The 12,121-nt window shown below is 47.7% G+C and carries 13 protein-coding genes; 3 read left to right on the top strand and 10 right to left on the bottom strand.

The genetic code is table 11. The features are described 5' to 3' along the window. Positions 1-200 precede the first annotated feature (200 nt). Both Q366_RS07125 and Q366_RS07120 read left to right on the top strand, forming a co-directional pair. Entirely contained in the window at positions 201-464 is a 264-nt protein-coding gene (locus tag Q366_RS07125) for a glutaredoxin family protein (protein ID WP_035237606.1), read from the top strand. Continuing rightward, positions 461-790 (top strand): ferredoxin-thioredoxin reductase catalytic domain-containing protein, encoded by a 330-nt coding sequence (locus Q366_RS07120; protein WP_035237605.1) that lies wholly within the window; start codon positions 461-463, stop codon positions 788-790. The genes Q366_RS07125 and Q366_RS07120 overlap by 4 nt, the downstream gene beginning before the upstream one ends. Positions 791-865: 75 nt before the next feature. Here Q366_RS07120 and Q366_RS07115 read toward each other — a convergent pair whose 3' ends face one another. From Q366_RS07115 to Q366_RS07075, 9 genes are all read right to left on the bottom strand, one after another. Beyond that, positions 866-1,657, bottom strand: coding sequence for an exodeoxyribonuclease III (locus Q366_RS07115; protein ID WP_035237604.1), 792 nt, complete (start codon positions 1,655-1,657; stop codon positions 866-868). A 36-nt stretch (positions 1,658-1,693) separates the two neighbouring features. Continuing rightward, the gene (locus Q366_RS07110; RefSeq protein ID WP_035237603.1) at positions 1,694-2,155 is read right to left on the bottom strand and encodes a ferritin family protein; all 462 of its coding nucleotides are present in this window, start codon (positions 2,153-2,155) and stop codon (positions 1,694-1,696) included. Between the two features lie 70 nt (positions 2,156-2,225). Beyond that, positions 2,226-2,513: a hypothetical protein gene (locus Q366_RS07105; RefSeq protein ID WP_035237602.1), complete on the bottom strand. Its 288-nt coding sequence runs from the start codon at positions 2,511-2,513 to the stop codon at positions 2,226-2,228. Positions 2,514-2,572: 59 nt separating this feature from the next. Further along, positions 2,573-3,430, bottom strand: coding sequence for a phosphate ABC transporter ATP-binding protein PstB (gene pstB, locus Q366_RS07100; RefSeq protein ID WP_035237601.1), 858 nt, complete (start codon positions 3,428-3,430; stop codon positions 2,573-2,575). 18 nt (positions 3,431-3,448) lie between these two features. Then, positions 3,449-4,513, bottom strand: a complete 1,065-nt coding sequence (locus Q366_RS07095) for a substrate-binding domain-containing protein (protein WP_035237600.1) — start codon at positions 4,511-4,513, stop codon at positions 3,449-3,451. Between the two features lie 53 nt (positions 4,514-4,566). Beyond that, positions 4,567-5,862, bottom strand: a complete 1,296-nt coding sequence (pstA, locus tag Q366_RS07090) for a phosphate ABC transporter permease PstA (protein WP_035237599.1) — start codon at positions 5,860-5,862, stop codon at positions 4,567-4,569. Then, complete coding sequence (gene pstC / locus Q366_RS07085; protein ID WP_035237598.1) at positions 5,855-7,243, bottom strand: phosphate ABC transporter permease subunit PstC; 1,389 nt, start codon at positions 7,241-7,243, stop codon at positions 5,855-5,857. Before pstC ends, pstA begins: the two co-directional genes overlap by 8 nt. A gap of 518 nt (positions 7,244-7,761) precedes the next feature. Further along, entirely contained in the window at positions 7,762-8,391 is a 630-nt protein-coding gene (locus tag Q366_RS07080; protein WP_035237597.1) for an MlaC/ttg2D family ABC transporter substrate-binding protein, read from the bottom strand. Between the two features lie 13 nt (positions 8,392-8,404). After that, complete coding sequence (locus Q366_RS07075; RefSeq protein WP_035237596.1) at positions 8,405-8,968, bottom strand: hypothetical protein; 564 nt, start codon at positions 8,966-8,968, stop codon at positions 8,405-8,407. 266 nt (positions 8,969-9,234) lie between these two features. Between Q366_RS07075 and rnhA the strand changes: the two genes are divergently transcribed. Beyond that, positions 9,235-9,960 (top strand): ribonuclease HI, encoded by a 726-nt coding sequence (gene rnhA, locus Q366_RS07065; RefSeq protein WP_035237594.1) that lies wholly within the window; start codon positions 9,235-9,237, stop codon positions 9,958-9,960. Here rnhA and Q366_RS07060 read toward each other — a convergent pair. Then, positions 9,929-12,106: a flagellar assembly protein A gene (locus Q366_RS07060; protein ID WP_035237593.1), complete on the bottom strand. Its 2,178-nt coding sequence runs from the start codon at positions 12,104-12,106 to the stop codon at positions 9,929-9,931. The genes rnhA and Q366_RS07060 overlap by 32 nt on opposite strands. Positions 12,107-12,121 lie beyond the last annotated feature (15 nt).

Below are 12,121 nucleotides of genomic sequence, written 5' to 3'. Positions count from 1 at the left end.
AAAAAAGATTGCTTTTTTTTATCTTGCAGATACCCTGTAAATCCGACATATTGCAAACAAGGATATGGATAGGCACAGTAATAATCCCAACATGGATCATTGACATTAAATTTTGTGCGGGCATAGAATATGCTGAAGTAAGATCATGCTCAGTTAAATAAATGGGTAAAAAATAGACATATTTAAGGAGAGAAATTTAAATGGGCAATTGTATCCCCACACTATACGGATTAAGCACCTGCAGCCATTGCAGAGCCACCAGAAAACTGTTTGATAAATACAATATCGACTATGATTACGTACAGGTTGACGATCTTGAAGGCGATGAGCGCATGGCGGTTCTCAAAAAGATCAAAGCATTGAACCCAAGGTGCTCTTTTCCCACGATTGAAATCAATAAAGAGACCGTGATTGTCGGAAATAAGGAAAATGATATTAAAAAAGCATTGGGAATAACCAAATGAACACAGAACAGCTTTATAATACACTGAAAATATCACAGGAAAAAAAAGGGGCTTATTTTAACAAGGATAAGGACCTGGTATTTGAATTGCTGGAAAGCCTGCTGCTCAACAAGCAAAGATACGGCTACATGGCCTGCCCCTGCCGTCTGGCCTGCGGAGACAGGGAACACGACAGGGACATTATCTGTCCCTGCGTGTACCGTAAGCCGGATATGGAGGAGTTTGGAGCCTGTTATTGCGGACTCTATGTATCGGAGCAGGTGAACAGCCTTGGGAGGGTACCTGAGTATGTCCCTGAAAGAAGACCTATAGAAAAAATAGTTTAAAAAAAGGCCCTGTCCGGCACACAATCAACTTGTGTCGGACAGGGCCTTTTAAAGTCAAGGGAACGGTTAAAGAGCCTACACTTCAACCACTAATCCCACCGGGCAGTGATCAGAACCAAGGACATCATTGTCAATAAATGCGTCTTTTATAATACCCTTTTCAATGAGATCACGGGTGACAAAAAAGTAGTCAATGCGCCACCCTGCATTGTTTTTTCTTGCATTAAAACGGTAGGACCACCACGAATATTTCACTGCTTCAGGGTAAAAATGCCGGAAGGTGTCCACATATCCCATATCCACCATTTTATCCAGCACATCCCGCTCGATTCGCAAAAATCCTGACCGTTTGGCGTTGGGTTCCGGATTTTTCAAATCAATTTCATTGTGAGCCGTGTTAAAGTCACCGGTGACGATGATTGATTTTCCCTTGTCCCTTAATTTTTGGGCATAATCAAGGAACCACTCATAAAACGCTAACTTATAGGAAAGTCGTTCATCGCTCATCTGGCCGTTGGGAAAATAGATGTTAAACAGAACAAAGGGTTCAAAATCCATTCTTATTATCCGGCCTTCACCATCATACTCTGGCTTTCCAAACTGTGTCGTCACAGCATTCGGAGCAATCCGCGTGTAGGAGACTACACCTGAGTATCCTTTTTTAACGGTTGAATAGTTCCAGAAACTTTCATAGTCGCCAAACCGGATCATCCGGTCACTGCGCTGATCCTCCTGGAGCTTTGTCTCCTGAAGCATGAGAATGTCCGGATCCATGCCGGTTACGGAATCAAAAAAATCCTTTTTCAAAACCGCACGGAGCCCGTTCACATTCCATGAAATCAATTTCATTTGTTTTTTTTCACCCATGGCGTCCTGTTCTTTGGTATGGATCAGGATCTGACGTTATCCGTCCATGTCGGCCAGATAATCATCATACATGGATTCCAGGCCAAGTTTATGCTTGGACTCTTCCTGCACAAGGATCTGAAACAGTTTTTTTGCATCGGCATTATCGGTCTGATTCGCCAGAAACTGATACAACTTGACTGATTTTTCCTCTCTTTTCATGGCCAGTTTCAACACATCTGGCATGGGCATTCCTTTTTCATAGGCGGTATCCACCATGTAGTCGCTTATTTTAAGGTCAGGAATTTTCTTGAACTGATAGCTGTCAATCTTAGCCTTGTTTCCGGAAATATCGGAGAGCAGAGCCACATGTTTTTCTTCCTCTTTGGAAAAATCAATAAAGGTCTGTCTCAATGCTTCGGAAGGAGCCTCCTGGGCAAAAGATGCATAAAATTTCACAGCTTCCTTTTCTCTGTCAATGGCAAATTCCAATATCTCATCCACGGAATTAAAATTCATTTGCTATTACCTCCTTTGGTAGTGTTATCCTTTAATTGAATATCCAGTAAACCATTTTCATGCCGAACGCCTACCCCAAATCAGCAAATTGCATACCACTCAATTTGGGAAGATCAAATACATTCGGCACCCTATCACATTTGATAATAATATCATAGAGTGCCGGATAAGCTGTATACAGAATTAGAGAAAAAATATGTTTCACACGATTCTGTCTCAGCCAAAGTTGTATCATGGGTTTGGGGCGGCGTATCCGGGGTAATTCCGGATAACCCACATGGGCCGCAAGCCCACAGCGAACAATGAAACTAAAAACGCCAACAATGCGGGCTGAAATGAGCGCCCCCAGGCGCTTCACCCTCTTGTTTCCTGTATCTTGTCTCTAGTTTCATTTAAAAAATGGGGTATGAACCGCCGCTATCCGAACCGCCCGGTGATATAATCCTCGGTGAGCTGGTGCAGCGGATTTAAAAATATCTGGTCCGTGGGCCCGATTTCAATGAGATCTCCCTGGTGAAAATAAGCTGTACGCTGGGAAATCCGGGATGCCTGCTGCATGGAGTGGGTCACAATGGCAATGGTGTAATCCTGTTTGAGTTCATCAATGAGTTCCTCGATAATGGCCGTGGCAATGGGATCCAGGGAGGAACAGGGTTCATCCATGAGAATCACCTCCGGGTTCACCGCGATGGCCCTTGCAATGCACAGACGCTGCTGCTGCCCGCCGGACAAGCTGGTCCCCGGCATCTCCAGCCGGTCCTTAACTTCGTTCCACAAACCTGCCCTTTTCAAAGAGCCCACAACCAGTTCATCGGTCTCGTCCCGGTTCTGGACAAGGCCGTGGATTCTTGCACCATAGGCAATGTTATCATAAATGGATTTAGGAAAAGGATTGGGTTTCTGGAAAACCATGCCCACCTGGGCCCTTAACGGCACCACATCCACGTCGCTGTCATATATATTTTTTCCGTCCATGAGGATCTGTCCGGTCACAAGACATCCTTCAATGGTATCATTCATCCGGTTCAGGCAGCGCAGAAAGGTGGATTTACCGCACCCCGAAGGCCCGATCATTGCGATGACTTCATTGCGGCCGATATCCAGACAAATATTGCTGATGGCTTTTTTGGAGTCGTAAAAAACACCCACATTCTGACAGCTCATCCTGGGGTTTTCAACCGCCGTCTGCCCCACGGTTTCCCGCTCTGTCCGCTCGACCAGCGGACGCCGCCCAGGCCTTCTTGGGAGATGACCGGTTGTTTGTTCCTGGTTCATTTTTGTTTTTATTTATCCTTAATTGAGATCTTCCAACGTTAAGGGGGTAAGTTCTTTCACAACGTTTCTATAATGCTGCCGTTCTTCTCCGGGCATGGGGATCAATCCTTTAGTCGTAAGGTACCCCTCATCACCCCAGGCAGCTTCACTGGTAAACTCGGCCAGATATTCCCTCATACCGGGGATCGTGTTGACATGGGCCTTTTTAATATAAAAATACAGGGGACGGGACACGGGATAGGAGCCGTCGGAAATAGCCTCAAATGTCGGTTGCACACCGTCAATAAAAGAACCCTGGATCTTATCGGTGTTCTGGTCCAGAAAAGAAAAGCCAAAAATACCTAAGGCTTCAGGAGATTTACTCAACTTGTCCACAATCAGGTTGTCATTTTCTCCAGCCTCAATAAAGGCCCCGTCTTCCCGGAGGGTATGACAGATCACCTTGTATCGTTTTTTATCCGTTTTTTTCAATTTTGCTATCCATGCAAACGCATTTGCCCCGCCTTCCATGGCCAGCTCCACAAAGGCATCCCGGGTGCCGGAGGTCGGTGGCGGCCCAAACACTTCAATTTTGGCATCAGGAAGTAATGGGTTTATTTGCTTCCAGGTTTTATATGGGTTTGGCTGTAAAGCGCCCTTATTTCCTGGCACAGGCACATGCTTTGCCAGGCCGAGAAACAGATCTTTTCTGGCCAGCCTGAACAGCATGGCCTGCCTGGAATTTGCCACAACAATACCGTCATAGCCGATTTTCACCTCAACAACCTCTTTTACACCATTTCTAAAATCTTTTTCCAGCTGGCTTTTTGTAATCCGGGCAGAAGAGTTGGTAATATCCGGGTGCTCTACACCAATGCCGGCACCAAAAAGCTTATGGCCGCCGCCGGATCCAGTGGATTCAATCTTCGGGGTTTTAAAGCGGGTTTTTTTTCCAAAATTTTCAGCAACAACTGTGGCAAAAGGATAAACCGTTGAGGATCCGACAATGGAGATATAATCCCTTGCTGTACCGGCACTGGTCTGGGAAATCCCAGAAATCAATAAATAAACCAGGGCAATCGAAGTGACAATCAGTTTTTTCATGGGTAAACTCCTGAAACATGAATTTTATAAAAAAAATGAATAAAATCTGAAGCTTAATGTCTTTTTTCAAATCTTTTTCTTAAAAAAATAGCCACACCATTCATGACCATCAAAAAAACCAGAAGCACCATGATCGCAGCTGATGTTTTTTCAAGAAACGCCCTTTCCGGACTGTCTGCCCACAGGTAAATCTGTACAGGCAGCACCGTGGAAGGATCTGTGAACCCGGAAGGAATATCCACAATAAAGGCCACCATGCCGATCATCAAAAGCGGCGCGGTTTCCCCAAGAGCCTGGGACATACCGATGATCGTGCCGGTGAGCATGCCCGGCAGGGCCTGGGGCAGGACATGATGCGCCACCATCTGGACTTTGGAAGCCCCGATACCAAGACCTGCCTCACGAATGGAAGACGGCACCGCTTTAAGCGCGGACCGGCTGGCAATAATAATGGTGGGCAGCGTCATCAGGGTCAAAACCAGCCCGCCCACAAGCGGAACAGACCTGGGCAGACCGAAAAAATTTAAAAATACGGCCAGGCCCAGCAGCCCGAACACAATGGATGGCACGGCAGCCAGGTTGTTGATGTTCACCTCAATGATATCTGTCCACCGGTTTTTAGGGGCAAACTCTTCCAGATACACGGCAGCCGCCCCGCCAATGGGAAAAGAGAGGACCAGGGTGACAATAAGGGTGTAAAAGGACCCGAAAAGTGCGCCACAGATCCCGGCAAGTTCAGGCTCCCTTGAATCCCCTGCAGTGAAAAAGGTCATATTAAACACTTTCTTGATCTGTCCCTGCCTGACCAGTTGATCCACCCAGGCAAGCTGCCGGTCATCAATCCGTCTTTGGGATTCGGGCGTGTCCCGGTCAATGTATCCTTTCATCAACATATCCACATCATCATCGGCCGGTACCCATATTTGAATGCGTGTTCCGATATCATGCCGGTTTTTGGCCACAAAAGTTCGGAGCCTGTAAGCGGCACTCGTGCTGACAAGCCCATACAATTTGCGTCGATCATTGTGTTTTGTCACATCAGGATAAACAGACAACAACGCCTCATGGATCAGTTTGGAATAATTGGCATCTGCCAGATTATCTTTGTCTATGACGCGGGTATCCAGAAATACATCCAGCCGGACCATGGTCTGCAGAAACGCAGTATATCCGTTGGAAATAATGGAAATAAAGAGCAGAGACAGAAAGCTCAGGCTGATAATAACAGCCGCACACCCGAAAATACGAAACCTGCGTTCTTTGCGGTAGCGTCTGTTCAGCCCCTTTTTGACAATATCTATGGTCCGGACTCTGCCCTGTGCATTGTTTAACTCTTTTAAATTATACATAATGCTCCCTGTACTTTCTGACCACCATCAGGGCCACCACGTTTAAAATCAACGTAATGACAAAGAGCAGAAGACCCAGGGCAAAAGCAGCCAGGGTCTTGGCACTGTCAAATTCCTGGTCCCCCACCAGCAGGGTGACAATCTGTACCGTAACCGTTGTAACAGCCTGGAAGGGATTGGCGGTCAGGTTTGCTGACAAGCCGGCCGCCATCACGACAATCATGGTCTCCCCAATGGCCCGGGATACGGCCAGCAGCACCCCGCCCACAATACCGGGCAGGGCTGCGGGCAGCACAACATGTATAATGGTTTCACTCCGGGTGGAACCCAGGCTCAGGGCACCGTCCCGCAGGGACTGGGGCACCGCATTGATGACATCATCAGATAAAGAGGACACAAAGGGAATGATCATAATTCCCATGACAAGTCCAGCGGCCAACGCACTTTCCGAGGATACGGAAAACCCCAGCATATCGCCGGTATTCCTGATGGCCGGGGCCACGACAAGGGCTGCAAAAAAACCGTAAACAACCGTGGGAATTCCAGCCAGGATCTCCAAAAGCGGCTTGGCAACATTTCGAAAATGTCTATTGGCATATTCAGACAGATAAATGGCCGCCATGAGCCCTAACGGTACTGCCACACACATGGCAATGCCGGCAATGAGCATGGTGCCAAGGATAACCGGAACCGCTCCGAATGCACCGGAAGATCCGATCTGCTCTGCATGAATAGCCATCTGGGGGCTCCATTCAAGTCCGAACAAAAATTTATGTACCGGCACAATTTTGAAAAACCGGATCGCCTCATAAAGTACGGAAAGTACAATACCGATGGTGGTAAAAACAGCCAGGGTGGAGCAGCCAAGGAGCAGAATCTCAATCACCTTTTCCACATGATTTCTGGCCCGGAGCGCTGGTGTGATTTTTAACCATACGCCTGCAACAGCAACCATGGCCATCACCGTTACGATAACGCTTAACGCGGCCTGTCCGGTCATCTCAAGGCTTTTGTAATGGTCGGCTGCAGCCTGGATGGCAGGACTGATATTACCGCCCACAATATTACCGGCCACAATATTTCTAAGATCATTGATAACAAGATTTAGGCGGGCTTCGGGCAGGGATCGGATCTGGTCAGGAAGATCGGCAACCACCAGATCCGTGATGATGGTAGACTGGAAAATCAGCCAGAACAAAAAAACGATCAAGGCCGGCACCGCACACCAAAGAGCGGTCAGTATCCCGTAATATATCGGTCTGGAATGAAGTGTGCTTGGACCACCCTGGGCGGAGCAAACAGCAATGGCCTTGCTGCGGCCTATAAAAAAGCCTGCCAGGGTCAGCGTCAAAAGGGTTAAAAGCAAATGAATCGTTGTCATCTGTGTTCCTTAAAAAGAGTGGAATGCGTTTATTTTCAGCATGTAATAAACACCTTGTTCAAATTTATTAGATTCACTTTAATATTATATTAGCCCAAAGTTAGGATTGTGTTTCGATACACAGTTTTTCTCTTTGGCCCCTTTCCATCGCGCATGCCCCCCCCCAAAAAAAATGGTTAGCCGCATACCCAATGGCAAAACACTAGGATTTTTAATGGTAATATATGAAAATTTAAATTGTATTAGAATTTGGTGGGAATTCGGCACAGGCCCAAAACGATTGACCGTCAGCAGAAAGAAAAAGGGATTTGAATATAAAATGCCGGCCCGTTGAACTGCGGACCGGCTTGGATTTGAAAGGTGAAAAGATCTTATGTTTTGTTGTGGATTACACCTTTATATGAAACAGCTTAACCACGGAAATCACAGAATACACTGAAAATGAAATTCTGTGATTTCCGTGCGTTCCGTGGTTAAAATATGTTTCATGATTTGTTGTGTCCGCCAGGTCATGGCCGTTATTCAGAACTGTTTTTTGCATCAATATCTTTGAGAAGCTCTGAAAACGATTTCTGGGCAAGGAATTCACCGAACTGAGAGCGGTAATTATTAACCAAACTCACCCCTTCAATGTTGATATCAAACACCATCCAGGGATTTGTACCCTGTCTGTACATCATATAGGCAATGGGGATTTCCGTACCATCCATCGTAATAACCTGGGTCTGAACCTTTGCATATTCCCGGTCTTTTTTCGTTTCGCGCTGCTCATCAAGGTAGACCACCTTTTCATTGGTATAGGTTTCAAGCTTGGATATATAGGTATTTTCAATCAGACGCCGGAACCGGACCGTAAAATCCTGCTTTTCTTCCGGGGTGCGTCCTCTCCAGTGTTTTCCAAGACTAGACTGGGCCATACGCCCGGAATCAAAGCTCTGCAGGACAATGTCACGGATTTTCTGCCTGCGAACCTCTTTTTTTTCATCCCCTTTAAATTCCGGTGTTTTAAGCACATCAAGGATCGCATCAATACTGGCCTTAAGGGCCTGTGTGGCTGATGAGGTGTCTGCGGCCAGGGCCTGTTGGGTAAAAACGGACATTGCGAAAAACATGAATGCAAATAAAACCCGTATTCTGATTGTTTTCATCCGTTTTAATCCTTTAAATATCGCCCGGGTTATTTAAAATGGCGTCAATGTCCTGAAAGGGAAAAGGCGCGGATAAATTTTTTGCGCCCTGATCTTTTGTACCTGCTTTAGGTTTATGTCCGGAACCGGTAAACGAAGCCATTTTACCGTCTTTAAACTCAATCTGGTAATTGGGCCGGATACCTTTGCCCGTAGTTCCGAAAAGAACTTTTGACCCGGGATCGCCCGCCATATTTTCCAGCACTTTTTCAAGAAAGACTTTTGATAATTGTGCCACCCGGTCAATGTCCCACTCAATATTGTTTTTCATCCGGGATCCCGAGCCTGATGATGCAGTTCCCTTGGTTTTTAACTTGGAAATCCTGTCTTCCATGCCCTTGAGTTTCATTGCCAGATTCTTGACCGAACGTTCCTGAATATCCCCTGATGCCTTAGGCCTCAACTCGTCCAGTTCACCGAATGCCTGGTCAAAGCAGACCCTTGACTCATCCACCTCTTTATCTTCTATGAGCTGATCCATTTGTTCACACAAACGGTTGATGGACAGTCTTGATTTACGGAATTTATTCGGTTCCATTTTACCTCCTTCATGGTTAATGCAAACTATTTAACCGCCTGTTTTGTCCGATACCCTGTTCTTTTTCAGGTTATGGGACATGAAACCGGGGGCAACAGGCTGCAATTGATCCGTTATTGTTTCAACAGTCTACACCGGTTGCATATTTATTTCAAGAAACAGCCCAATTTTGATACACTGATGTTTCTTTACTTGGTGCTGGCACGAATTGTGGCGTCCGGAAATATACGGTTTACATCCCGGTTCTTTGCATTTATAGTCTGCCCATGAAATTCTACGCAGTGGCCAGGGGCCGTAAAACAGGTATATTCACATCATGGCCCGAGGCCGAGCGCCAGGTCAAAGGATTTGCAGGGGCCCGGTTCAAAAGCTTTAAAACAGAACAGGACGCCTTGGCCTTTCTGGCGGATCCTTGCGACACAACGTATAGGTCTTCAACTAAAGATATTGATTGTACCCCAAAGAAAAAAAAGTCCGGTGGACACCAGCCAGCCAATTATGAATACCCGGAAAATGCCGTGATGGTGTATACGGACGGCGGGGCCATCGGCAACCCCGGTCCCGGGGGATATGGCGTGGTATTTGAAACAGGGGAAACTTTTTCCGGCGGGTTTAATCTGACCACCAACAACCGCATGGAACTTTTGGCTGTTATCGTGGCCCTTGAGGCCCTTGAAGGAGAGACCCGTCCCATCTGCCTGCATTCGGATTCCAGGTACGTTGTCAACGGGATCACCAAAAACTGGGCAAAGGCATGGAAATCCAGGGGCTGGAAAAAATCCGACGGCAAACCAGCCATGAATCCTGATCTGTGGCAGCGCCTTCTGGATCTGCTGCCAGGTCTTGATATCCGGTTCATCTGGGTAAAAGGCCATGCCGGCAACCCCTTGAACGAAGCCTGCGACCACCTTGCCAATTCAACCGCCCGTATGCCCGGCCTGCCGGACGACACCGGCTATCTTAAAAATTATCCACCTGCATCTGGTAAATAATTTCAGAATTTTCCCCTTCATCGGATTTAACGGGCCGTTCCGTGATCCGGACATGACAAAGTTCAATAACAGGTACAAATCTGCTGTGCAAACCCATGATGACCGTGCCGGGCATGATTTTCCCGTCCACGGCCACCCGGGCTTTTCCCGGGGTATGTTCCGACCAGCTGATCAGATTTTTTTTCTCATCAGCCAGGGCTTTTTTTGACGCCGCCGATTTCAGGCTCTGCCGGTCCATTTTTGCAGCCTGTCTTACAAGGTCCCTGGTTTTTGTTGCACACATTTGTCTTTTGGTTTCCGTAGCCTTGAGACTTTTCCTGAGTTCATCTAAACGCCTGTCCAGGGCGTCCCGGTCACCCAAAGGAAGTTCCGGCTGGGACTCAATTTCCCGGCACTGAACCTGGAGTTGTTCCCTGACCCGGGCCAGATCAGTCATCTGTTTTTTAAGATCGATCGCCTGTCTGCGAATCGTATTTTTTTTCCTACCAAGGTCCTGAATTTCCTTTTCCAACCGTGCCATCCCGGCGCTGTTCCGTTCCAGTTCCCGGGCAGCAAACACATCATGCCCGACCCTGATCCTGGAAGGGCCGGCTGTGCCTGAAGCGATACTGCGGGCCATCAGCCCCATTTTGGCGGTCACCTGGCTTGAAACCAGTTTACCGGTAATAATGGAACAACTCCCGGAGCATTCAATGCTTGAATCCATAATCTTTTTTTGAACAAACACATCCCCCATACAGACAATTTCGCTATGGGTAATGGATTGGGCATACACGTTTCCCCGGGCGTACACCCGGGCGTCATGGATGCCGCGGACAATGGTCAGGTCTCCGTTGGCTTCTACAATGCCGTTGTCCACTGCCTGTGCGGTAATATCAACACCACAGACACCGGATTTTATGCTCCCGGTTACACGGATATTACCGTCAAATTCAACAGGCCCTGTGTTATTATCAATATTCCCGTCAATGTCGGATTCTTCATGGACAACAATGAACCCGGCCAGGGTAATCCTGGGGCACCCCCGGACCGTGGCCAGCACTTTGCGACCATCCTCGGACAATACGGCACCTGTACCGACACGAAAGGGGTTATCTGTTCCGCCCAGGGCCTGAATGGTATTGCCGTAGACATCCTTGCCCGGCCGGGGCCTGGTCCCGGCAATTTTTTCAGCCAGCACCGTGCCTGGTTCGACCAAAGGCCCGGGGCCCCTGTATTTAAAATCAATATTGCCGGAATCATCCATGCCACCGGTTTTCAGGTAATCCGTATTAAAAAAAAACTCTATTTTGGTATTTCTGCCCGGGGACGGTTCCACACCCTGGGCCACATTGAAAAATGTGGAATCCGCGATGGGGGATCTGATGAATTCCTCTATCTGGTAATCAGGTGCCAGGCCGAAAACTACCCCTTTTTCCGCCAGGGCCGTACGAATAACCACGGCCGGGATATCCGGATCCATATCACAGGTTTTTGATAAAAATGCCGACAGATGATCGCAGGTAACCTGGAGTAAAAGGCTGCCGCATATCTGCGTTGCCTGTTCCATCCGGTCAAGAAGCAGACAATCATTGGATTCCGGGGTTGGCTCCGGGGTGTTGTCTGCAGAAGGGTTAAGCGCATCATGACCCGGGTCCGCCTGATTTTCACCATGGACGGCAACTGACGCATACTTCGCAGGGTCTGTTTTTGACAGCGGTTTGTTGGCCTGGCCAGGCGGCTTGCAAGACCGATTCTGAAGTTTAAGGATCTCATCGCGCTGTTTGAGTGTGATCAGACCTGCTTCCACCATCACGTCCCCGATGCGCCGAGGCTTTTTTCCCTGTTTAAGCTGCTCCTTTTGTTCCTCCAGGGCCAGATCCAGGACACTTTTATTGACAAGCCCCCTGGCCAGCGCGATGGCACCGAATCGGTGTTCCTTCTGGTGGATGGTAACGACCTTGGCGGCCATATCCAGCCGGTGGACATTCTGGGGTGAAATCAGGTTGTCTGAAAGAAAATATTTTTTGAGTGCCGCTCCTAAATTGCTGTCATCACTGCATTGGGCAAGGGCCTTTTGCAACTGTTCTTCACTGATGAAATGATGTTTAACAGCCAGGATTCCGATTAACGGAACAGCTTTATCTTGTTTTGACCTGGATGCCATATTTTTCCTAGCGTT

Origin of the sequence: Desulfobacter vibrioformis DSM 8776 (genome assembly GCF_000745975.1) — a bacterium.
GTDB classification, from domain to species: domain Bacteria; phylum Desulfobacterota; class Desulfobacteria; order Desulfobacterales; family Desulfobacteraceae; genus Desulfobacter; species Desulfobacter vibrioformis.
The sequence above is the reverse complement of the archived record's forward strand: the minus strand, read 5'-3'. Positions and strand labels throughout refer to the sequence as shown.